General features: G+C 46.3%; 18 protein-coding genes. 6 read left to right on the forward strand and 12 right to left on the reverse strand.

Features of this window, described 5'->3' with window-relative positions; all coding sequences use genetic code 11:
* Positions 1–109: 109 nt before the first annotated feature.
* A complete protein-coding gene (locus ACFPIB_RS02770; protein WP_378015893.1) occupies positions 110–988 on the forward strand; it encodes a transglutaminase-like domain-containing protein in 879 nt (292 codons plus the stop codon).
* Positions 989–1,099: 111 nt separating this feature from the next.
* Here ACFPIB_RS02770 and ACFPIB_RS02775 read toward each other — a convergent pair whose 3' ends face one another.
* Complete coding sequence (locus ACFPIB_RS02775; protein ID WP_378015894.1) at positions 1,100–1,696, reverse strand: thioredoxin family protein; 597 nt, start codon at positions 1,694–1,696, stop codon at positions 1,100–1,102.
* Between the two features lie 4 nt (positions 1,697–1,700).
* A complete protein-coding gene (locus tag ACFPIB_RS02780) occupies positions 1,701–2,354 on the reverse strand; it encodes a 4'-phosphopantetheinyl transferase family protein (RefSeq protein WP_378015895.1) in 654 nt (217 codons plus the stop codon).
* A 164-nt stretch (positions 2,355–2,518) separates the two neighbouring features.
* On the opposite strand from ACFPIB_RS02780, the gene ACFPIB_RS02785 reads away from it, so the two are divergent.
* Both ACFPIB_RS02785 and ACFPIB_RS02790 read left to right on the forward strand, forming a co-directional pair.
* Positions 2,519–3,493 (forward strand): WD40 repeat domain-containing protein, encoded by a 975-nt coding sequence (locus ACFPIB_RS02785; RefSeq protein ID WP_378015896.1) that lies wholly within the window; start codon positions 2,519–2,521, stop codon positions 3,491–3,493.
* Complete coding sequence (locus tag ACFPIB_RS02790; protein ID WP_378015897.1) at positions 3,453–4,628, forward strand: DivIVA domain-containing protein; 1,176 nt, start codon at positions 3,453–3,455, stop codon at positions 4,626–4,628. The genes ACFPIB_RS02785 and ACFPIB_RS02790 overlap by 41 nt, the downstream gene beginning before the upstream one ends.
* Before the next feature lie 92 nt (positions 4,629–4,720).
* On the opposite strand, the gene ACFPIB_RS02795 is transcribed toward ACFPIB_RS02790, so the two are convergent.
* The 4 genes from ACFPIB_RS02795 to ACFPIB_RS02810 form a co-directional block, all read right to left on the reverse strand.
* A complete protein-coding gene (locus tag ACFPIB_RS02795) occupies positions 4,721–5,305 on the reverse strand; it encodes a T9SS type A sorting domain-containing protein (RefSeq protein WP_378015898.1) in 585 nt (194 codons plus the stop codon).
* Positions 5,306–5,521: 216 nt separating this feature from the next.
* The gene (locus tag ACFPIB_RS02800; RefSeq protein ID WP_378015899.1) at positions 5,522–6,406 is read right to left on the reverse strand and encodes an NHL repeat-containing protein; all 885 of its coding nucleotides are present in this window, start codon (positions 6,404–6,406) and stop codon (positions 5,522–5,524) included.
* A 225-nt stretch (positions 6,407–6,631) separates the two neighbouring features.
* On the reverse strand, positions 6,632–6,832 hold the full coding sequence (locus ACFPIB_RS02805) for a T9SS type A sorting domain-containing protein (RefSeq protein ID WP_378015900.1): 201 nt from the start codon (positions 6,830–6,832) through the stop codon (positions 6,632–6,634).
* On the reverse strand, positions 6,735–8,303 hold the full coding sequence (locus ACFPIB_RS02810; protein WP_378015901.1) for a hypothetical protein: 1,569 nt from the start codon (positions 8,301–8,303) through the stop codon (positions 6,735–6,737). Before ACFPIB_RS02810 ends, ACFPIB_RS02805 begins: the two co-directional genes overlap by 98 nt.
* A 181-nt stretch (positions 8,304–8,484) precedes the next feature.
* Between ACFPIB_RS02810 and folB the strand changes: the two genes are divergently transcribed.
* Positions 8,485–8,844, forward strand: a complete 360-nt coding sequence (gene folB / locus ACFPIB_RS02815; protein ID WP_378015902.1) for a dihydroneopterin aldolase — start codon at positions 8,485–8,487, stop codon at positions 8,842–8,844.
* A gap of 80 nt (positions 8,845–8,924) precedes the next feature.
* A complete protein-coding gene (locus ACFPIB_RS02820; RefSeq protein WP_378015903.1) occupies positions 8,925–11,798 on the forward strand; it encodes an outer membrane beta-barrel protein in 2,874 nt (957 codons plus the stop codon).
* A gap of 84 nt (positions 11,799–11,882) precedes the next feature.
* Here ACFPIB_RS02820 and meaB read toward each other — a convergent pair whose 3' ends face one another.
* The 3 genes from meaB to ACFPIB_RS02835 all read right to left on the reverse strand — a co-directional run bounded on the left by meaB (position 11,883) and on the right by ACFPIB_RS02835 (position 14,789).
* Positions 11,883–12,869: a methylmalonyl Co-A mutase-associated GTPase MeaB gene (gene meaB / locus ACFPIB_RS02825; RefSeq protein WP_378015904.1), complete on the reverse strand. Its 987-nt coding sequence runs from the start codon at positions 12,867–12,869 to the stop codon at positions 11,883–11,885.
* A 169-nt stretch (positions 12,870–13,038) separates the two neighbouring features.
* Positions 13,039–13,884 (reverse strand): outer membrane beta-barrel protein, encoded by an 846-nt coding sequence (locus ACFPIB_RS02830; protein WP_378015905.1) that lies wholly within the window; start codon positions 13,882–13,884, stop codon positions 13,039–13,041.
* 209 nt (positions 13,885–14,093) lie between these two features.
* Entirely contained in the window at positions 14,094–14,789 is a 696-nt protein-coding gene (locus ACFPIB_RS02835; RefSeq protein WP_378015906.1) for a porin family protein, read from the reverse strand.
* A gap of 248 nt (positions 14,790–15,037) precedes the next feature.
* Between ACFPIB_RS02835 and ACFPIB_RS02840 the strand changes: the two genes are divergently transcribed.
* Entirely contained in the window at positions 15,038–16,441 is a 1,404-nt protein-coding gene (locus tag ACFPIB_RS02840) for a DUF5723 family protein (protein WP_378015907.1), read from the forward strand.
* Positions 16,442–16,566: 125 nt separating this feature from the next.
* Here ACFPIB_RS02840 and ACFPIB_RS02845 read toward each other — a convergent pair whose 3' ends face one another.
* The 3 genes from ACFPIB_RS02845 to scpA form a co-directional block, all read right to left on the reverse strand.
* Positions 16,567–18,888, reverse strand: coding sequence for a T9SS type B sorting domain-containing protein (locus ACFPIB_RS02845; protein ID WP_378015908.1), 2,322 nt, complete (start codon positions 18,886–18,888; stop codon positions 16,567–16,569).
* A 51-nt stretch (positions 18,889–18,939) separates the two neighbouring features.
* Positions 18,940–21,027, reverse strand: coding sequence for a T9SS type B sorting domain-containing protein (locus ACFPIB_RS02850; protein WP_378015909.1), 2,088 nt, complete (start codon positions 21,025–21,027; stop codon positions 18,940–18,942).
* A 244-nt stretch (positions 21,028–21,271) separates the two neighbouring features.
* Positions 21,272–23,407, reverse strand: coding sequence for a methylmalonyl-CoA mutase (scpA, locus tag ACFPIB_RS02855; protein WP_378015910.1), 2,136 nt, complete (start codon positions 23,405–23,407; stop codon positions 21,272–21,274).
* Positions 23,408–23,426 lie beyond the last annotated feature (19 nt).

A 23,426-nucleotide genomic window follows, 5' to 3' on the forward strand; every position in this document is an offset into this window, starting at 1 on the left:
AATTATGAATTAGAAATTAGAAATGTCGTGCTTGTAATAACGCGGCATTTTTAATTTCGTATTCTGATAAATATCTAATTTTTAATTTCTAATTTTTAATTGACGAAGTTTGACCAACAAAGAAATAAAAGCGCTGATATCGCTGCTGGAAGATGAAGACCCGGAGATCAGCCGGCATGTGGGCGAACAAATAAACAGCTTAGGCGATGCTATTATTCCTTTTCTGGAAGAAGCCTGGGAAGAAACCCTAAGTCCTGATTTTCAGAAAAAGCTCGAAGACCTCATTCATAACCTGCAGTTTTCAGCGTTAAAAAGCCGCTTAATTGCCTGGAAAGAAGAAGGCGCAACGGATCTGATTCGGGGCATCTGGCTCGTGAATACATACCAATATCCGGACGTAGAATTTGCCAGCATCACCAAAGCGATCGAACAGATCTATTACGAAGCCTGGCTGCACGTGAAACCCGAAATGCATCCTTACGACCAGGTAAAAGCCCTGAATCATGCGTTTTTCAAGATCAATAAATTTTCGGCGAATACGGTTAATTTTCATGCCCCATCCAACTCCATGTTGCATTTGGTGCTGGAATCGAAACGTGGAAATCCGTTAACGCTTTGCGTAATTTATTTGACCATTGCTCAGAAACTTGGCTTGCCGGTATATGGCGTAAACCTGCCGAATTTGTTTGTCCTTACCTATAAACACGAAATTCTGGATCAGTTTTACATTAACGTATACAATAAAGGCCTGATTTTAACCAAAACCGATATTGATAATTACCTGCTGCAACTGAACCTGAACCCCGTAGAGATATTTTATGAACCCTGCGGCAATCTGGCCATTGTGCAGCGTTCCCTCCGTAACCTAGCTTTCAGCTTCGAAAAAATGAACGACCTGGAAAAAGCCGCCGAAGTAACCATGCTCCTCGATGCTATTACTGATGATAAAGACAACCTGAATATTTCCGGCGAAGAGGACGAAGAATAAAAAACGCTATGCTTTTAGCACGAAAAACCCGCAACTGAATTTCCGGCTGCGGGTTTCTGTTTTAAAACGCTATGGTTTACAGATTAAAAACAATTAATCATTAATCATTAATCAATACTTCTTGATCAAACAACCCGTTGCCCGTTTATCGAAAGCCTGCACATTGCGGTCGTTCAGCACGGCTTCTATGGCGTTGCGGAGGTAGGTATCTTTCACGCCACTTTCCAGCTGCGGATTATCGTCAATAGCGCCTTTGTATTTCAGAATAAAATCTTTGCCGGCGCCATGTAATACAAAAACTTCCGGGGTTTTGGTGGCGCCAAATTGCTGGCTGATTTTCTGACCTTCGTCGGCTAAATACGGGAATGTGTAATTACGCTCGCTTACTTTTTTGGCCATATCAGCTACCGTTTCACCGTCTTCTGCGCCAATGGCCGGGTTTATGAAAAGGAATCTTACGCCGCGGTTCTGGTACGTATTATTCAGGCTTACCAGGCGGTTTTCGTAGAGTTTGGAGTAAGGGCAAAGGTTGTTGGTAAAAACCAGCACTACTGTTTTGGTGCCCGCAAAATCATGCAGCGAAACCTGCCGGCCGTTTGCATCTTTCAGCGTGAAATCGGCTACTTTCTGGCCCAGCTGGTAACCACTCTGCGCTAAAACGTTGAGCGAAAGCAATAAAAAAACGAATACAGAACTAAATGCTTTCATAAGTTTAATTTTCATTTTCGGGTGAAGCCAGGCAGTATGTAAGCATGAAATTATCGAAATTTTCGAAGTGAACGGTAAAATTCCGCTGAAAGTTATGAAGCAGCACTTCGCCCTGCAAAACACCTTTTTCTACTGCCGGAACCGGACCTACTGCCAAGTTTTCTTTGAACAGCAACTTTTTGCGGCTGTACATTTTATACAAAGTTTCTTTGGCGCTCCAATACAAACAGGTTTTCTTCAGATCCTGATCGGCTTGTTGCAGTTCCTTGTCGCTCAGGAATTTAGAAGCTATTTTCAGGATCTTTTCTCTGATAATTTCAATATCTATGCCAACTTCAAAAGTATCGGAAAGCAGCACGGCCACTAACCCGCCGCTTTGGGAAATAGAAGCTTCGTAAGTCGTGCCGGAAAATTCGGGTTTGCCGTTTTCGTTCGAAGAAATTTCGAAAGGTTCGGGAGTAAAATCCTGCAAAAGGAGGTATGCCAGAATGCGGCTGGCAAGCCATTCCAGCTGCCGCTGCTGGCTTTTAAACTGCGGAATTTCCTGCTGTGGGCGCAATTTTCGGAAGAGCAGCGTTAGTTCTTCTGTGGTTTCGGTAATTTGCCAGAAACCTAAAAAAGTAGCATCGTTAATTTCGCGGAGGTCGGTAAGCGGCACGGGAATTTTGATCGGGTTTTTGCAGTTTTTACAAACCAGCTTGAAGCTGTTTTTTCAGCTAGACAAATAAAACAAGGTTTTGGTTGGCCCGAAAGGAAAATAAAATCCGTACTTCGCCCGAAACTTTGTAAATTTATAAAATAAAACCAATTCTGTATTCAAAAATGGCCAGTCCGCTGGAAGTTACCAAAACCGCCACTTTAACCGGGCACCGCGACTGCGTGTATACCCTCGAACGCTCGGGCCAGGAAAATATTTTCTTCTCAGCCGCCGGCGATGGTTTTGTGGTTGCCTGGGATCTGAACAACCCCGAAAACGGTGACTTAATTGCGAACGCCAACAGTTCGGTTTACGCGTTAAAATATTTAGCCGATAAAGATCTGCTTGTGATCGGGCAGAATTTTAAAAGCCTGCAAGTGGTATCGCCGGGAACCAAAAAACTGGTTCATACCGTTGCCATGCCACCGGTTTCCATCTTCGAACTGGCTTATTCCGAAATGAACCAGAAACTCTACGCCGGCCTGGCCGATGGCAGTCTGGTGGAAATAGAAACGGATAAAACGCTATCGTTTTCGGTGAAAAAAGTGGTGAAAGGCAATGGCAAAAGTCTGCGGTGTTTAGCTTTAAACGAAGCAAGGAACGAACTGGCCGCGGGTTATTCCGACCACAGCATTAAAATTTTTGATGCCGGTACGCTTAAACTGAAGCAGGAAATTGAAGCGCATGCCAACTCGGTTTTCACGGTTGCGTACACCCCCGACGGTAAATACCTGTTAAGCGGCAGCCGCGATGCGCATTTACGGGTTTGGAACGCAGAAAAAAATTATGAAGAACACGCCAGCATCATTGCGCACATGTTCACCATAAATCATATTGCGTTCAGCCCCGATGGGAAGTATTTTGCCACCTGCAGCATGGATAAAAGCATAAAAGTGTGGGATGCAGCCAGCTTTAAGCTACTCAAAGTGATAGACAAAGCGCGGCACGCCGGGCACGGAACATCGGTCAATAAATTATTTTGGTCAGGCCACGAAAATGCATTAGTTTCGTGTAGCGATGACCGCACCATTTCGGTTTGGGATATTAAATTAAAGAGGTATGAAGATAACACCGTTAGAAATTCGGCAGAAAACGTTTGAGAAAGCATTCAGAGGGGTAGATAAAGACGAAGTTCAGGCGTTTCTGCTCACGCTCTCGCAGCAGTGGGAAAAGATGAACGATGAGAATAAAGACTTCAAAATGAAACTGGAAGTAGCTACCCGCGAAGTGCAGAAAATGCGTGAAGTAGAAAGCAGCTTATATAAAACTCTGAAAACGGCCGAAGATACCAGCGCCAGCATCCAGGAACAAGCCAACAAAGAAGCCGATCTGAAACTCCGCGAAGCCCAGTTCAAAGCCGACCAGCTGATGAACGAAGCCCGCCAGAAAGCCCGCTCCCTGATAGAAGACGCCTACAAGCAGTCTGAAAAAGCCATTGCCGAAATGCAGGCCGAAGTAAAACACCTGGAACAGGAGCACGAGCGCGTAGAAAGCTACGTAGAAAACCTGGTGCGCGAACTGAAACACCTTGCTACCGATGCCCTCGACAAAGTGGAAAAAAGCCAGGCAAAACCTAAAGCATCTTTATCCAGTATCATGAGCCGGGCCGCCAATGTAAAGGTGAAAGAAATAGAAATGGATAAAGAACTCTTCGGCGATCTGCAGCTGAAACCAATTGCGCAGAATACGCCAAAAGCCAATACTTATAAAACGCCGGAAGCAATGCCGGTAAGCGCTTCTGTGGTTGCCAATGCAGGTGGCGGCAGCGAAGAATCCATTCCGGGTTCGCCTATTCAAAACCCTACGCCGGAAAGAACAGCTGCACCTACGCCATCTACTTCGCCGGGAACAGCACCTTCTACCATGCCGGAGCGCGAAAAGCCTACGCAGCCGCAAGAGCCGGTTCCTTTGGAACCCGTAATTCAGCCGGAAATTCTGCCAAGCACCAGACCGGAGCCAAGCACAAACCCGGCCACGCCAGAGGTAACGCCGCCAAAACCAGAAATTCCGCAACCCGAAACACCGGTGCCGAATATTCCTTCTCCAACCGTTCCAAACCCGGAAAAAGATATTCCGCATATTCCGGCGCCAGAAATTGAAAGACCAGTGCCGGAAATTCAGCCTTTAACTCCAAACACACCGGAAATTCAGCCGCCATTAACTGAGCCAGGTAAAAACCCGGTTTTTCAGAAAGAGAAACAATTGGCCGAAACGTCGTTCTTCGATGATTTGTAGAAGAGACATTAGATTTTAGACATAAGTATTAATAAACAAAAAAGCAGCTCCATTTCTAGAGCTGCTTTTTTGTTTATTGAAGTTGCTTTAACTTACTCAATAACTACTTTCCTCCTCAAAACGTGTTTAGCCGTTTGCGCTTGCAAAATATACATGCCTTTTGACAGCTCCGGCAGTTCCAGTTTCATTTCCGCGGCAGCTGTTATTTGCCGGGAAAGTACGGTTTTACCTTGCATATCGGTGAGCTGCACATGAACAATTCCCTTTGCTTCCGGCAGGTTTAGGAACAGCACAGTTTGCGCCGGGTTCGGGTAAATAGAAAGTTCCTGGCTGAAAGCTTCAGCAATACCAGTAGGGTTACTGCTGAATTTTGCCAGGAAAAACCCGCCGTCTGGCGCATTTACATAATGCGGACCAAAACCGATACCCTTACTAAAATCGCCGCTCAGGTACCCATCGCCTGTATTTTTATCTATGGCAATTTTGCTGACGTAGCTAAGCCCTTGCGTTGAAACAGCCCATAGGGGCATACCTGCATTGTTCCATTTACTTACTAAGGTCGAACCGCTCGGAGTATTGGCTATAAGTGTTTGTTGACCAATATTCACCGTTCCGTTATACCAGGCGCTTACGTAGACATTTCCGGCAGAATCCAGGGCAATATCGGTATCGCCCATAGAGCCTGAACCGGTGTTTTGAGAAGCTCAGACTACGTTGCCGCTATTGTCTATTTTAGCTACATAGGCGGTTGCTCGTTGGGGTGAACCAGTAAGCGTGAAATTGCCAATTTGCAGCGTTGAACTGCTAAAAGACCCTGTCAGATAGCATTGCTCTTGTGCATCTACGGCAATTCCACCCAGATATTCCATGTCTATACTTCCGAAGCTTTTGGCCTAAATTGGGTTGCCGTTCGGGTCGAAACGAGCATAATATCCATCATCGGAGCCGTGACTGATTAGTGGTGGCTGATTGTTAAAGGTTAAAGTATCGTACATTGCTCCAATTACAAATAAATTACCTTGTTTGCTAATAGCCATATCGAGAAAAGCCTCATCAGGCTTTTTTGTTTCTACCCGGCGCATCCACTGTATATGCCCGGCAGCATTGTATTTAGCAAGGAAACTAAATCTTCTGTAATTATTATAGGATGCGGGTAGCGAATAGGTAATGGTATCGAAGGTAACGTAGTTGTGAGCGCTGGTTTGAAAATTGGAGATGAAGAAATGGCCACCTACGTAACAGTTTCCGGCAGTATCTACGGCAATTGCCTTTCCTACATCTTCATCGGAATAGTAAAACGGCAAACTCGGAAAGCCCGGCCCTCCGGCTCTTCTAGCCCATAACGCATTGCCTGAACTGTCGAATTTCGCTACAAAAATATCTTTTACCCCATTGCAGATCAGCGTGGTAGATCCGATTGTTGTCGAATCCAGAAAATCCCCAGTAACATAACTATTGCCGGCGGCGTCTGTGCTTAGCGCATTCGGCCTGCAATTAGCAATAGCTTTCGCCCATTTCACCTGGCCATGTTTGTTGTATTTCACTAAGTACATGTATTCGGATGGCAGGTTGATGTTCCCGAATGAAACACCACCCGTGGAAAGTCCCAAAATAGCAGCATAAATATTGCCGGCGGCATCAATACCTGTGCCCCTTGATTCCATGCCACTATTATTGCCTGCACCGGCTTGTGCCCATTGCCAGGTTGGGGTTTGAGCAAAAACGGTATGGAAAAAGCACAGAAAACTCAAAAAGAGCAGCAGTAGTATTTTCTTCATAGAAATATTTGCTTTTTAACAGGTCGGAATAATTCAAACAAAGGTTGCTTTGCATCAAATAAACTTCTGAGCTATTCCTAAAGGTTTATTTTACTAAGCCCATTTATGTAAACAAATAAACCCTAACGCCGCAATTCCAAACCATGCACAAAAATGCTATGCTTTGGATACAAAAAAGTCCGGCCTGCATTCGCAAACCGGACTTTATAGCTTTCAGTTAGAAATCTAATCAAGCATTACTTTCTTTCTAAGAATCTGCTTGCCTGTCTGCGCTGATAAAATATACATGTCTTGAGCCAGTTCCGGAAGTTCGAGTTTCATTTCACTGTTAGCTTGCATTTGCCGGGAAAGTACGGTTCTGCCCTGCATATCGGTAAGCTGCATCTGAACAATTCCTTTTGCTTCCGGCAGGTTCAGAAACAGCACGTTTTGCGCCGGATTCGGGTAAAGGGAAAAGTTCCTGGCTGAAGGCTTCAGAAATACTAGTTGGGTTGCTGTTGAGTTTAGCTGCAAAAACACCAAAATTTTGGGAATATAAGGAGTGAATACCTAAACCAAGGCTACCTTCAAAATCACCGGATATGTAACATACATCTGGGGCGCCGCCCGCAGCAATATGAAAGGAGCCGCTGCGGCCTTGCGCCGTAACGGCCCATAAAGGTACACCCGAACTGCTCCATTTACTCACGGCCAATGAACCTGTACCGCTGCTGGCAGTTATGGTTTGCTGCCCGATCGTTACCGTACCCGTAAACGAAGAGGCTAAATAAGCATTTCCAGCGGTGTCTATTGCCATGTCCGAGTCTCCGATGGAGCCGGAACCGGTAGTTTGCGTTGCCCAGATAATGTTGCCGCTGCTGTCGCATTTCGCTATATACACGGTCCCTCTATTTGTCGATCCGGAAAGAGAGGTATTTCCGATCGGCAGGTTTGGACTATTGAAAGTGCCGCTCAAAAAACATTCGTCTTGTTTATTTACAGATATTCTTTGGTTGAATTCGTCATCTGCACCGCCGAAGCTTTTGGCCCATATCAGATTACCATTCGTATTGTAGCGTGCATAGTACGCATCTGATCTGCCCTTACTCCCGAGTTTAACATTGTTGCTCAAATAAAGCGTATCTCCAAAATAACCCGTAACGAAGCAATCGCCTTTTTTATTTACTGAAACAGTAACTTCCGGCCTATGCCCTCTAAAATCAAGTCTTCGTACCCATTGGATGTGCCCAAATGCATTGTATTTCGCTAAAAAACCGTAGTCATAATTAATCGGCGAATTAGCCGGTATAGAAAAAGAAATGGAATCGAACGTGGCCGTAGTATTTTGCGTGGCAAAGTAAAACCCACTTACGTAAACATTGCCGGCAGTATCAGCAGCTATAGATCTACCTTCATCTTCAGAAAGGATTGGAGGAGGAAACCCGGGAGGGTACCCAGGGCCTCCGGCTTTCCTGGCCCAGGCCATATTCCCGGCACTATCGAATTTCATCACAAAGATGTCGGAAAAACCCTGGCACAAGAATGTTGTATTGCCCGCTCTGAGCGTATCCCTATACCTCCCGGTTATGTAGCCATTACCGGCTGCATCGGTATAAAGGGCTATTGGCGTGCTGGTGGTACGATGCTTTGCCCAAACCAGTTTTCCTGCGGCATTATACTTGGCTAAAAACATCCCTATGGGTGGCAAAGTCGTATTCCCAAAATTTATTCCGTTTGAAGTATAGCCGTAACCCGTAATGTAAGTATTGCCGGCTGCATCTACTCCAATTCCGTTTTGTGCTACTAAACCTTGACTTCCAATAGCAGCCTGGGCCCATTGCCAGGTTGGTGTCTGAGCAAAAACTTTATGGAAAAAGCATAAAAAACTCAGAAGAAGAATGAGGTAGATTTTTTTCATAAGCAGGAAGTAAGCTTTTCAAAGTCTTTTATTCAGGTCGGAAAAATGGAAACAAAGGTTGCTTCTAGGATATGAAATTTCTCCTTTAAAAAAGATTTCTTTTTCCCGAAGCAAATAATTTCCCCATCTTCACATTTCCAAAACAGCACATTAACACCTTAAATAATCAGCATATTAACCTATGGGCCAGATCGCATTAGAAGGCATGGAATTTTTTGCCTTTCACGGTTTTTACGACGAAGAACAAAAGATCGGAAACAAATACGGCGTAGACCTTTACATCGAAACCGACCTGCACGCCGCCGCCGCTTCCGATGACCTGCACGAAACCGTGAACTACGAAACGCTTTACCGCATCGTGCTCGAGCAAATGAAGCAACCGGCCCGGCTTTTAGAACACATCGGCCACCGGGTAATTGAACATGTTGTGCAGAACTTCCCGAAAGTGAAAAAGGTGAAAGTGAACATCTATAAATTCAATCCGCCGTTGGGCGGGATCTGCCATAGAGCCATGGTTACACTGGAAGAAACGGTAGGGTAGAAGCCCCAAAAACTCAAACCCGCTTTAAACCTTCACCTTTAAACTACATCTAAACCGGCAAATCTGCGTTTAGTGCATCTATGAGATCTTTTTTTGTTTTCCTGTTTTTAAGCTTCACTGCTCAATTTTCATTCGCCCAAGGCGTAACCGTTTCCGGAAGAATTACCGATAAAGCCACCCAGGCACCCGTTTCTTTTGCGCAGGTACTGCTCGTTTCTTTACCCGATTCAACCTTAAAACCCGCGCAAACCGATCTGGATGGCCGTTTTGCTTTTTCGGATGTGGCTATCGGGCGCTATGCGGTGAAAGTATTGTATCTGGGTTATAAACCTTACCGCCGCGTGATTCAGGTAGCAGCTTTGCCAATAGATCTGGGCAATATTGGCGTAGAAGAAGATGCCAAGCGCCTGAAAGAGGTGGAAATTGTGGGCCGCGCGGCTACGGCGGTGCAGAAAGGCGATACTTCCGAATTCAATTCCAAAGCCTTTAAAACCAACCCTGATGCCAGCGCCGAAGATCTGGTGCAGAAAGTGCCCGGCGTAACCATGCAAAATGGCAAAGTACAGGCGCAGGGCGAGGAAGTAAAGAAAGTGCTGGTAGACGGCAAAGAGTTTTTCGGCGACGATGCTGCCGCAACTTTGCGCAATTTACCGGCCGAAGTGATCGACAAGATCCAGATCTTCGACCAGCAAAGCGAACAATCGCGGTTCAGCGGGTTTAACGATGGCAATACTTCCAAAACCATAAACATTGTAACCAAACCGAACATGCGCAACGGCAAGTTCGGGAAAGTGTACGCCGGCGCCGGCACCGATAACCGTTACCAGGCGGGCGGCAACATCAATTTTATGAATGGCGACCGTCGGGTTACCATAATCGGGCAAACCAACAACATCAACCAGCAGAATTTCTCTTCTTCCGATCTGCTGGGCGTTTCCGGTGGCGGTGGACAAGGTGGTCGCGGCGGCAGAGGCGGCATGGGCGGCCGGCCGGGTGGCGGCCCTGGTGGCAGCTGGAACGGCAATGGCGGCGGCGCTTCCGATTTTCAGGTGAGCACCCGCAACGGCATTTCCAAAACGCATGCCATTGGGTTAAACTACGCCGATAAATGGGGCAAAAAGGTAGATGTAACCGGTAGTTATTTCTTTAACGCCACCGATAACGTTGCCAACCAGTTAATTTTCCGGGAATATGTGTCGCGCACAGATTCGGGCCAGGTTTATAATGAAACCAGCCGGTCTGATGCCATGAACATTAATCACCGTTTCAATTTCCGGATGGAGTGGGAGATAGACTCGATGAATTCGATCCGGTGGCAGCCGCGCTTAACCTTGCAGCAAAGCGATGGAACTTCTAACTTTTTCGGACAAACTTCCCAGTTTGGTGAATTCCTGAACAGCAGTTCATCAAATCTGAATACGAACTTGTTGGGCTATAACTTTAATAACGAATTGCTTTACCGTCATCGGTTTGCCAAGCGGGGCCGCACTTTTTCGGCTAATTTCAATACCGATTTTTCTGATAATTCCGGCGAGCGGTTTTTGCTCTCGGAAGGGCGTTCGTTTGTGCAGGACACCTTGCAGGTTACGTTCCTGAACCAGTTTTCTGACCTGAATTCCTTCAGCCCGACTTTGGGTGCTAATTTGACCTACACAGAGCCGCTAACCGATAAAAGCAGCCTTTCGGTAGATTATAACGCCAGCTTACGCCGCAGCGAAGCCGACCAGGGAACCTCTGATTATTCCGAAGCAGAGAAAGCTTATACACTGTTCAATCCGGGCCTTTCCAACGTTTTTAATTCCAATTATTTAACGCAGCAGGTTGGTTTAGGCTATCGTTATAATCCGAGCAAAGATCTGCAGTTTATGGTTCGGGGTATGTATCAATATGCAAGCCTGAAAAGCGAACAGGAATTTCCTTTTCAAACCAATATTGACCGGAAATTCAATAATGTGTTGCCTTCAGCTATGCTGCGTTACAACCTGACGAAAGATAAAAATATGCGTTTGTTTTACCGCACCAGCACAAATGCGCCGTCAATAAACCAGTTGCAGAACGTGATCGATAATTCCAATCCGCAACTTTTAACTACCGGTAACCCGGAGTTGCGCCAGGATTACCGGCATTTCGGGGTTTTCCGTTATTCGAGCGCTAATCCAGAAAAATCGACCAATTTCTTTGGGATGGTAAGCGGTGAAGTGGCTCAGAATTACATTGCCAACAGCTCTGTTATTTCCAGAAGCGCCAATACGTTGCCGGGAGGCATAGATTTCGGGCCAGGTAAGCAGCTTTCACGCCCCGAAAACTTTGATGGATTCTACCGCATTCGTTCGTTCGTTAATTATGGCATACCGGTTACATTCCTGAAATCGAACCTGAACGTTAATGCTTCGGCCATTTTTACCCGCGACCCAAGCCGTATTGATGGGCTTTTGAATTTTGCTAAAACGCAGGCTTATAGTGCCGGCATTGTATTAAGCAGCAACATTAGCGAAAACCTGGATTTTACCATTTCTACCAATCCGAGCTATAACCTGGTAGAGAATACTTCACAATCTAAATCCAATAATAATTATTTCAACCAGAATTCCGGTTTGCGCCTGAACTGGATCATCTGGAAAGGTTTGTTCCTGCAAACGGATCTTACACATCAGTTTTATAACGGCCTGGCCCAGGGAATTGATCAGAACTATCTGCTCTGGAATGCCGCCGTTGGAAAGAAACTCTTTAAAAATAACCAGGGCGAAATTAAACTTACCGGTTTCGATCTGCTAAGCCAAAACAACAGCATTCAGCGCAACATTACCGGTGCCTATATAGAAGACGTGGAAACCAACGTATTGCAGCGCTATTTTATGGTGGTGTTTACGTATAATATCCGGGCTTTTGGCGGTGGAAATGCCGCTCCCGAACCAGAAAGAAGACCCGGAACGGAACGACCTTACCGAAACTAAACCCAAATAAAAAACGCTTCCGGAGAAATCCGGAAGCGTTTTTGTTTGGAAATTATTATCCAGAATCTAATGAAAAGCCAATAGCTACAAATGGCTCAATTGCAGTAATTCTTCAGCCGCCGCAAAAGCCGAAACTTCGCCTTTCAGCACTTTTTGCTCCAATTCCGGTAGCGTTTTTACGACTTCAGGTTTGGCAAAAAAGCGATCTAATAAAGTTTGCCGAATGCTTTCGTGAAGCCAGTGTAAATTTTGGTTTTGTCTTTTTTGTTCGAAAAAGCTACCGTTTTTAACCAGTTCCAGATACGATCCGATCGTTTTCCAGATTTCTGAAATGCCGGTATTTTCCAGCGCCGAAGAAATGGAAACTTTAGGCACCCAGCCCGAAGCGGCATGCGGAAATAAATGCAAGGCACTTTGGTATTCGGCGCGGGCTACCCGAGCTTTTTGCAGATTTTGTCCGTCGGCTTTGGTAATTACTACTGCATCGGCCATTTCCATGATCCCTTTTTTAATGCCCTGAAGCTCGTCGCCGGCGCCGGCCAGCATCAGCAAAAGGAAAAAATCTACCATTTCATTTACCGCGGTTTCGCTTTGCCCAACGCCTACGGTTTCTACAAAAATTACTTCAAAACCGGCTGCTTCGCAGAGCATAATACTTTCGCGGGTGCTGCGCGTTACGCCGCCTAAACTCTGCCCCGCCGGCGAAGGACGGATGTAAGCCATTTTGTTGCCGGCTAAGGTTTCCATGCGGGTTTTATCTCCCAGAATGCTGCCGCCGGTTTTCTGACTGGTTGGGTCAATGGCCAGCACTGCCAGTTTTTTACCCAAAGTGTTGGTTACATAATTCCCGAAAGCTTCTATGAACGTGCTTTTACCAACGCCCGGCACACCGGTTATACCAATGCGCACGGAGTTTCCGCTGTAAGGCAGCACCAGATCCATTACCCGGTGGGCCAGTTCGCGGTCGGAGGGAAGGGTGCTTTCTACCAGCGTAATGGCGCGGCTTAAACCCAGCCGGTCGTGGGCTAAAATGCGTTCTGCGTAATATTCAACCGGAAATCTTTTGGCCACAGCAATTCAGTTTTAAGACTTTTCAGCCCGAAAATGATACCGTTTTTTACAGGATGCAAATTATTTAAGAAAAAACTCCGGAAGGGCTTACAAAACGGTAGGGTTTGGGCATAAAAAAACGCCCCGGAAACCGGGGCGTTTTCAGAAGTTTGGGTATTGCTAATAGAAATTAGAAGTTCAGTTTAATGCCAACACCTACGCCTACTGAGCTGAAAGGCATATTGAATTTCAGTGATTTATCGGGTTGAGATTCGGATGGCTGGTCATTGCTGCTGAAGGAAAGATCATCTACAAATTCAACTTCTTTGTCGTTAGTAGTGTATTCGCCTAAAACGTCTCTGCCATTATAAGTTGCGTTCGTAATTTCACCTTTATCAGGAGAGTAGCTCAGGTTATTCATGGTTACTTCAGAGAAGAAAGCCATGTTGTCGCTCAGTTTGAATTCTGCGCCAATGCCGGCCTGCAGGCCAAATCCCCAGCCACCACTTACTTCACTTTCCTCTTCAAACTTTTCGCCGTCTTCCATGCTAATATCGGTTCCGGTAACAGTTCCTGTGGCGGCTATCATTCCAAAGCGCGCATATGGATTAATGCCTTCCATACCAGCAGAAATTACCAACGCCGGCTGTAACAGCAACATCCGCGACGACATCTCCGATTCGTGCGTATCGGTTTCGCCATTTGTGGTACGGGTGCTCTTTACCTCATTTTTACCGTCAAGCAGATAGCCAATTCCCAGTTCAGCGCCTACGTGTGGGTTAAACATATAACCTATTGTACCGCCGGCTGCAATACCTTTTCCGAAGTTTACATTTACTTTTTCGTAGCTAACATTAAAAGTGTTATTGCCAATCGAGGCAGTTTGATTAACAGTTTCGTTATAGTTTTTTTCGGATGCTACGCCAAAGTTATAAGCGCCACCAAGTTTTACATAAGCGCCCTGCGCCTTTGCTTCCAATTGTGCCAGGAATAAGCCGCCAGCCAAAGCTGCAGCCATTATAATGTGTTTTTTCATAATAAAATTAGGGTTAGATGAAAGTGTATGTTTTGCAACGGCGTAAACTTAGCGTTTTTAAATGTAGTGCCCGCAGCTTTGTTACCTTGGTTTTTAGTGAACACGGCGTTTAATTAAGGGAATGAAAAACGGTAGGGTTTGAATAAAAAAAACCGCCAGTAATAAATACTGGCGGTTCTTAGTAGGGTGAGAGCGTATTTTTTAATATTTTATTGTATCGGAACCAGGTAACTTACCGATACGCCTAACGTGCGGTTCGAATATTTGGGCCAGCGCGGGTCGCGCTCTTGCTGGTATTGGTTCAGGTCTGAAAGGCCAAGGCCGTAACGCAGTTCCAGGGCCAGGTTTCCCGGACCGATCTTGCTGCCAAAACCACCGCCAAAAGCCAGACCTACATCGCTGCGGTTCGGTTTTACACCGTTGCGGTATTTCAGTTCCAGCTCCGTTTCAGATTCGTTGCCGCCAATCAGGTAATTATTTTTGCCACCCAGTAAATAACCCAGGTAAGGACCACCGTTCACAAACGCATGCAGGTTTTCTGAACCAAAAGTAGCTTTTAGCAGCACTGGTATTTCGAGGTAATTAAGGCTGTATTTGTATTCGTAAGGCGTGTTCCAGGGCCGATAAATGCCTTCGTGACGGTGACCTTTCTGCGAATACAGAATTTCGGGCTGAATGGAAAGCATTTCGGTGAGCCCTAAATTGGCAACAATACCAACATGCGCCCCTGTCAGATCTTCCTGGTCAGATTTGAATGCATTTCTATGCCCGGCATCGCCTTCGGTAAACGCAACGTGCGAAAAGTTTATTCCTACACGCGGACCTACAGAAATAGACTGGGCTTTGGCGTCAGAAAAAAACAAACCTGCTGCAAAGGCCGCAGCGAAAAACAATTTCTTGTGCATATCTGTTTTTAAATTACTTTTTAGGTTCGTGTAAAAACCTTTTTTTAAGATTCAGGCTGCGCTTACCGGCAGGAACCAGTAAGCTTACCATGGCAGCCAGCCCGAAACTCTTTCTTTTTTATGCGCAGCGATCAGTTCAAAAAACATACCGTTTCACTCGTGTTGTCAGATTTAATAAAGCTCGGGCCCAAAAAAAATGAATTAAGATGAGTTGTTTGTAGAAGTTCAGCCACTATCCCGGAAATAAGATGATGAAAAAAATAGCATTTGCGGGCCTGTTGGCTATATTTTTAACTGGTAATGCCAGCGCTCAGAACGAACTTAACAATTTTACCGCTACCGGCCGGGGCGGCGTAATAAATACGTTCGCCACCGATTACCAGGCCGTTGGTATTAATCCTGCCATCCTCGGGCGGTCAGACAATGCGCTTTTTGCTTTTTCTATCGGGGAGATCGGGGCGGGCGTGAGTTCCAAATCTTTAACACACGAGCAACTTAATAAATTTATTTACCATTCCGACGAAAAGCTCGACTCGCTACAGAAACGTGAATTTGCGACTGCGTTCAACAACGAAGATGCTTTTAACCTGAACATCGATATTTCCACGCTTGCAGTTTCAACTCATATTCCGAAAATTGGAGGTTTTGCCTTCAGCAACCGCATTCGGGTAACCGGGCATTTAGGGCTCAATAAAAATGCTTCAGAAATTCTGTTCCTGGGTCAGAATGCCCCCATCTTTCAGGATCTTCAGATCGGCGACACCATCGGCATCCGCAGAACCCTGAACCCGACTTTTGTAAAAATGCAGATCCTGAATGAATGGAATCTTGCTTATGGCGCAGAGCTTATAAGTTCGCCGGGTTTTAAATTACAGGCGGGCATTGGTTATAAATTAGTGCAGGGCGTTGGCGTGATCGAAATTGCCGTGGACGCGGAAAATGTAACAGCCTACACCGCTTTATCGCCTAAGTTCGATGTGAATTATGGCGACCTGGTAAACGATCCGAATTTCAATACCACCGATATTGGCGAAGGCTTTTTTAAACCGGTGGGCAAAGGACATGGTTTCGATCTGGGAGTAGCTGCCGAAATTGGCACGAAGGTGAAAGCCAGCCTTTCTGTTACCGATATAGGCAGCATAAAATGGCGCGGCAATTTACTTACCGCCAACGATCAGTACATTCAGAAAACCAATTCCGATGGCATAGAAACGTTCGATTTTTTAGAAGAAGTAATAGACCTGGCCGGCACCGGAAGCGATAGTCAATTTAACTTCTCACCCGATAGCGAATTGAAACGCAAACTACCAACCAAACTACGCACCGGTGTGGGCTATAAATTATCGAATACTCTTGAAGCCGGCCTGGATGCTACCATTCCCTTAAACGACGTAGCCGGAAACCTGGAAGATCCTTTTGTGGGCTTGGGGGTAGATTATAAAGTAGCAGAGCACCTTAAACTAAGTTCCGGATTTTCGGCTGGAGCCGGCTATGGCGCCAGCATTCCATTGGGTTTCACGTTCGTATCGTCTATGTATGAATTCGGGGTGGCAACCCGCGATCTGGTAGGTCTCTTTTCTACCGAAAATCCGTATTTATCTATTGCGTTCGGTTTCCTGCGGTTCAAATTTGGTTCCATAGAAGCCCGGTAGTTTTTATTGCTAAAACGGTAGCGTTTCAGGGGTAAAAAGTACAATGCTTTTGAAAAACGCTATGCTTTAGAAGCAAAAAAGTGCTGCAAACTAAATTCGCAGCACTTTTTTTATGATGAAGCTCTTTATTCCGAAATTTCTACCCAGCCTTTAAACTGCTTGCCGGTTTGTTGGTTTTCGAAAATATAGTAATAGTTTCCGTGGCTTATTTTTGTTTCGGGCCATTCGTTGCGATAGTTTTTCTTCTCATAAACCTGCATGCCCCAACGGTTAAAAATCCGCACGTTCCAGTCGCCTTCCGGCAGGTTTATAAAAGTCAACTTGTCGTTCAGATTATCGCCGTTCGGAGTTACAATGTTCGGAATAAAAGGCTGCGGTGGCGGCGGACAGTAATTGAAGGTTACGTTGATAGTATCGGTATAAGAGCAACCTCCGCGCGAAATTCTGGCCCAGTATTTTCCGCTTTTGCTAACCTGCATTTCGCGGCCACTGGTGTTGTCGTTCCATAAAAAAGTTGCCGGGGCTGTTTCCGGAATTCCGGTGCGTAAGGTAATAATTTCGCCTTCGCAGGCAGTAATATCGTTGCCCAGATCCATACCCGGCAATCCCAGCATCGAAACGTTTTTGGTATCGGAGGTAGAGCAGCCGTTGTCGGAGGTTACAGTTACTTTATAAGCGCCGGTAGTATTTACCGTTATGGTTCGCGTAGTTTGGCCGCCGGGCTGCCACAAATAAGTAGCGCCTAGGTTACCGGCATCTAAAGTAAGCGTTGCACTGCCGCAGGTAAAAAAGTCGTCGCCCAGATCTACTGTTGGTACCGGTTTGGTATAGACCCGGATAGTATCGCTGGTAGTGCATTTGCCATTGTTGAGTTGCAGCCAGTAAATGCCCGCCTGGGTTACCGAAATAGCAGCCGATGTGTCGCCTGTACTCCATTTAAAACGTTCGTTGAAAGGGCTGTGCGGGAAACGGCTTTTCAGGGTATGCGCCTGGCCTTCGCAGATCGTTGTATCCGGACCCAGATCTACCAATGGCTTGTTCAGAATGGTAACCTGCCGTTCAAAAACCGAAGCAAAGCCCTGGCTGTAGATCGTTAATGTTACGTTGTAGGTTCCGGGCAGGCTATACGTATGGCTTGGTTGCAGTTGCTTGCTGGTATTGAGCGTTACACTCGCCGGGTCCCCGAAATTCCAGTTAACCGAATCGGCGGAAGCGGGATTTACAAGCGAAAAAACGGTAGGGCTTTCGGCACAAACTCCGCTGAAATTAAAACGTGCCGGCGCAAGATAACTCTGAATGAAATTCGGTAAACCAAAGCCATTCATACTGCTCGAAGCCAGCAAATTATTAGGAAAGAAAGATGCTGCCTGCAAATTACAACCGTTGCCCAGCACATTGGGGTTGGCAATTTCATAAAGCACTGTAGTGCTATGGCGGGTAACGTAAATTTTACCGTTGTTGGCCAATTGCATCGCCATAAAGCTGCCCAATCCGCTTGTAACTGTATTATTTATCAGGTTTACCGCAGCATAAGGACCGCCGGCAAGATCATATTGCCAAACCTGCATATTAAACGGGCTATCTTTTCGGGTATAATATAATTTCTGTCCGTCCGGCGAAAATTCAGCACCGTAATAGGAATTAGAATTAGGCCGCGGAAACAGGTTTGGAATAGTTTGCGGGTTGCTTACCATACCGGTTTTATTATCGAAATTGAAAACCTGGATGCCGTAATCAGTAAATGTAGCGACCAGTTTATCGCCAGATACGGAAGCTTTTAAATGCCCGCCGCCTGAAACAACTGGCAATGAAGCCATAGTGCTGATAACAGGCGTAGTAACTAAACCTGTAGCCGTAACTTTATAAGCCAGAAAATCCTGCGTGCCCACACTCTGAAAGCGGTGGGCAATTACCCAAACATCTTGATTATTGAAATGATGGATGCCCGCCAGTTTTTCAGAAATAGGGCCACTGCCGGTAAGCGTAAGATTTTTGCTGTTCGCTAAAACTTCTCCCAGGCCGTTATTGGCATTTATGTTTATAATATTGTAACGTATGCCATTGGTAGAATTGCCGGCTATGTTCTCATCAGAAGTAAATAAATAATATAGCGAGTCGTTACCGGGTTGCGGTACAATTAATGCCGATTGCGTGGAGCCGTTGCTACCCAATAAACCGGTGCCGTTTGCCATTTGCTGGTGCAGGCGGTTCCAGATCGTTTGCCCGTCGGTATAAAAAAGCAGGTTTCCTTGTTTATCAGAAATTGTGGCGCTGCCTTCCGGGGAAATCATGGCGCTGCTAAAAAAGCTTGATGGTTTAGCAGAAGAAAATTCCAGCGCTGCCTGGTTACCAAAGAACCAGTTTTCTGTCTGGCGCTGTGCCCATAAAGGCTGGAAAATACCAGTGAGCATCAGAAAAAGCGGAAGGAGCGATAAGCGTGTTCTCATAGTTTTTCGGTTGAAAAAGATACCGTTTTTCAATTACCAACGTGTCGGAAATTAGTGTGCAACTTCAAACCAGCCCTTGTATTGCTCGTTTGTGTCAGGTTTTTGCAGTATATAGTAATAAGTACCATCTACCGGTGGTTTTTCAGGCCAGTTGTTGCGGTAAGCTTTGTCTTCGTAAAGCAGCGTGCCCCAGCGGTTGTAAATGCGCAGATGCCATTCGCCCGGCAGGGTACCGCGAATCATAAAGGTTTCGTTCTGGCCGTCGCCGTTCGGGGTAATGATGTTCGGTACCATAAAATCTTCCGAACAATCTTTGAAAACTACCTGCACCGAATCTGAAACAATACATTCGCCGATATTCATGGTCAGTGCATACCAGCCTTCGCGGCGTACCACCAGCACGGAGTCTTTGCTGCCGGTATTCCATCTATGGTTGGTGCCGCGCACAATTGGTTTTATGGTTACATCCCGGAACGGGCAAGTTTCAAACAGGTATTTGTCGAAGAATTTCGGGGCGTTTTGCAGGGGCGTAATGGTAATAGTATCGTGGCTAACGCAACCATTCTGCGATCTTACTTCCAGCCAGTAAGTGCCGGGTTTTCTCACCGTAATGCTTGCGGAGTCGGAACCGGTGCTCCACTTATATTTCATCATTTTTTCCGGACCGTTCAGGCGAATTTTACCGCCCACGCAAATTTCCTGTTCAGGCCCCAGATCAGCATCTGGCGATGGATAAATTACTACCTCCATGGTGGTGCTGCGGGTGCGGTTGTTCAGCAAAACAGCCGTAAGCGTAACGTTGTAAGTACCCGGTTTGGTAAATTGGTGTGTTGGGTTCGGAAGGAAAGAAACACTATCAGCGCCGCTATCTGGGTCGTCGAAATTCCAGTAGAACGTCTTTATCTGCCGTTTTATCTTCATGGTAAATTCCGTTACATCCCCGGAGCACTGGTTTTTATAAAGGAATGAAGGCACCCACAAATAACTTTGATTAAAGTTAGGTAAACCCTGCTCGCTGGTACGGAAAGGCGTAGTGGTTGGCGTATTTAGTGGCTGGTTTCCCAGTGAAAAACTTTTGCTGCCGGCAATGCTATCGGGCACATTCAGCACTTTTATGTTTCGGTTGTTGATGCCGGTTTCGGTGCTGGCAGCATAAATTTTTCCGTTACGGGCCAGTTGCAGTGAACTTGGGAAAATAGATTTGGTACCAAGTGCTGTGCGCCGCGAAGCCATAATTGCAGCTTTGCTTCCAGCTTCCAGGTTAAACTGTTCAATATCTACCCCGGTAGTATTTTGGGTGCTCACATACAGTTTGCTGCCATCGCGCGAGAATTCGATTCCGTAAGCTTTCGCTAATCCGGTTATGCGGAGCGGGTTGGAAATAATGCCGGTTTCATCGTCAAAATCATAAAGTTCTACCAGGTTAAGTTCCTGCATAGCCAGGGCCAGTTTCCGGCCATCCGGCGATACTTTCATGCAACCGATCGCATTGTTGTTGGGGAAACTTCCGGCGTGCGAAATTGCATTGGCCGGCTGGCTTACTACCGGATTCGGATCTACGCCGGTGGGGGTAATGCGGTAAGCATAAAATTTATCGTTCTGAGTAGACGAGCCGTGCACAATAACCCAGGCATTCCGGGAATAACGGTGATCTACCGCTGTAATTTTCTCAGCAACAGGCGTTATTAACGGAATATTTTTAGCGAGTACGCTGCCTTGCCCGAACATAGCGCCCGCATCAATTACAGAATATTTCAGGCCATTTGATCCGCCCAAAGCATCTACAGTAAACAGGTAATAAAGATTGAGCGAATAAGGGTTCTGCACAATTACCGAAGATTGCGAAGCTGACTGGTGCCCATGTAAAGACCAGCCGTTACTCATTTTCGTATGGAATCTAGTGAAAATGGTATCGCCGGCGGAATAGAAAAGCAAATTGCCCAAACTGTCGGAAATAGCCGTGCAGCCTTCCCGCGCCCTGCCTTTACTGTTTATATCTATAAGCGGGTTGTCATCCTTGAATCGTAAACCGGCGCGGCTGCCAAAATACCAGTAATCTGTTTCTTTTTGGGCTTGTGCATAAAAGCTGGTGAGAAGGCCAAAAGTTAAAAGCAGGCAGTAAAAACGATGCGTTTTCATAGGCGGGGGGGAGCGATTTATAGTTAGGTCGCAGAAAAACTCCGAAACGTTGCCTGAAGGAATAAAAATATTTGCGAAAAACCAAGCTGTGTTTTAGTAAAGCTAACCTGTTGAAAACGCTATTGTTTTAACCCGAAAAAGTAAAAACCGCCTTACTATTGTAAAAACGCTATGATCTTGCATAAAAAAAGTCCGGTTATTTTTAACACAACCGGACTTGAAAGAAAGTTAGATATAAAAAAAACTATTCCGCTTTCAGAAGACTTTCCAAAATCTTCTGAGCCGCTACCGAAATCACAGTTCCCGGACCAAACACACCGGCCACACCAGCGTCAAAAAGGAACTGATAATCCTGCGCCGGAATTACGCCACCTGCAATTACCAGAATGTCAGTGCGGTCCAGCTTTTTCAACTCACCGATCAATTGCGGAATCAAGGTTTTGTGGCCGGCTGCTAAAGAAGAAACGCCAATGATATGCACGTCGTTTTCGGCAGCCTGCATCGCTACTTCTTCCGGCGTCTGAAACAATGGCCCTATATCCACATCGAAGCCCAAATCCGCGAAGGAAGTAGCAATCACTTTGGAGCCGCGGTCGTGCCCATCCTGGCCCATTTTGGCAACCATAATTCTAGGTCTGCGGCCTTCGGCTTCCGCAAATTCATCAGCCATTTTCTTAGCCCGCTCAAAATTCTCATCATCCGAAAGTTCGGCGGCATACACGCCGGAAATTGCTCTGATCACTGCTTTATGTCTTCCGTAAATTTTTTCCAACGCATCCGAAATTTCCCCCAACGTGGCTCTTACGCGTGCTGCTTCTACCGCCAACGCCAGTAAATTGCCTTCGCCTGTTTTAGCCGCTTCGGTTAAATTGTTCAGCGCTTTTTCTACGTCGGCCTGGTTGCGTTCGGCTTTCAGTTTGGCTAAACGTTCCAGCTGCGCATTTCTAACGGCCGTATTATCAATATCCAGAATTTCGATATCGTGGTCTTCTTTTTCGAGCTGGTATTTATTTACGCCCACGATTACATCTTTCCCGGAATCGATTCTGGCTTGCTTGCGCGCGGCCGCTTCCTCGATGCGCATTTTCGGCAGACCAGTTTCAATTGCTTTCGCCATCCCGCCCAGTTCTTCCACTTCCTGAATTAATTCCCAGGCTTTATGCGCAATTTCGTGCGTTAAGGCTTCTACGTAATACGAACCGCCCCACGGATCTACGGTTTTGGTGATGTTGGTTTCCTGCTGCAGATAAATTTGCGTGTTCCGGGCAATGCGCGCCGAAAAATCGGTTGGCAACGCAATTGCTTCGTCCAGGGCATTCGTGTGCAAACTCTGCGTTCCGCCAAGTGCTGCCGCTAAAGCTTCTATCGTAGTTCTGGCTACGTTGTTGAATGGATCCTGCTCGGTTAAGCTCCAGCCGGAAGTCTGGCAGTGCGTTCTTAAAGCTAAAGATTTTTCGTTTTTCGGGTTGAATTGCTTGATGAGTTTGGCCCACAACATTCGGGCGGCGCGCATCTTGGCAATTTCCATGAAATGGTTCATGCCGATGGCCCAGAAGAAAGACAAACGCGGTGCGAACGTATCGATGTCCATGCCTGCTTTCAGACCGGTACGCACGTATTCCAAACCATCAGCCAGCGTATAAGCTAGCTCAATATCGGCTGTAGCGCCGGCCTCCTGCATGTGGTAGCCCGAAATAGAAATCGAGTTGAATTTCGGCATGTTCTGCGAGGTATATTCGAAAATATCCGCAATGATTTTCATGCTTGGCTCTGGCGGGTAAATGTAGGTGTTGCGCACCATAAATTCCTTCAGAATATCGTTCTGAATGGTTCCGCTCAATTGTTCCGGTTTCACGCCCTGCTCTTCGGCGGCCACAATATAAAATGCCAGAATCGGCAAAACCGCCCCGTTCATGGTCATGGAAACCGACATTTTATCCAGCGGTATCTGATCGAACAGGATTTTCATATCCAGAATAGAATCGATCGCCACGCCGGCTTTACCCACGTCGCCAACTACGCGTGGATGATCGGAATCATAACCGCGGTGCGTGGCCAAATCGAAAGCAACAGAAAGACCTTTCTGGCCTCCCGCTAAGTTGCGTCGGTAAAAAGCGTTACTTTCTTCGGCCGTTGAAAAACCTGCATACTGGCGGATGGTCCAGGGATTGCGCACATACATGGTGCTGTACGGTCCGCGTAAAAACGGCGCAATACCGGCGGCAAAATCCAGGTGCTCAAAAGAAACGGTATCGTTTTCGGTATAAAAACTCTTCAGCGGAATCTGCTCGGCCGTTTGCCATTCGGTTGGCTGGGCGTGCCCTTCGTGGGCTTTTTCCCAAACCTGTTCAAAATTTATCTTGGTAAAATCAGGCTTCATTTTCGATTTTTCGATTGTT

Origin of the sequence: Adhaeribacter terreus (genome assembly GCF_042657365.1) — a bacterium.
GTDB classification, from domain to species: domain Bacteria; phylum Bacteroidota; class Bacteroidia; order Cytophagales; family Hymenobacteraceae; genus Adhaeribacter_A; species Adhaeribacter_A terreus.